The sequence below is a fragment of the Bacillus cereus group sp. BfR-BA-01408 genome (assembly GCF_022663305.1).
Lineage (GTDB): Bacteria > Bacillota > Bacilli > Bacillales > Bacillaceae_G > Bacillus_A > Bacillus_A pacificus.
Genome location: NZ_JAKUFF010000384.1, coordinates 1 through 204 on the forward strand (window position 1 = coordinate 1; position 204 = coordinate 204).

Consider the following 204-nt stretch of genomic DNA (forward strand, 5'->3'; position numbering starts at 1 on the left):
CAGAATCTCACCAAATCTTATTGGACCTACCTTTCCTCCTGTTCCAACGGGATTTACTGGTATTGGGATTACTGGTCCAACCGGTCCACAAGGCCCGACAGGACCTCAAGGGCCAAGGGGATTACAAGGTCCAATGGGAGAGATGGGCCCAACAGGACCTCAAGGAGTACAAGGAATTCAAGGACCCGTTGGGTCAATAGGTGC

The 204-nt window shown here is 52.0% G+C and carries 1 protein-coding gene; it reads left to right on the forward strand.

Features of this window, described 5'->3' with window-relative positions; all coding sequences use genetic code 11:
* Positions 1–204: exosporium leader peptide-containing protein (locus MR083_RS27765; protein ID WP_277931498.1), on the forward strand; the 204-nt coding region annotated here is incomplete at both ends.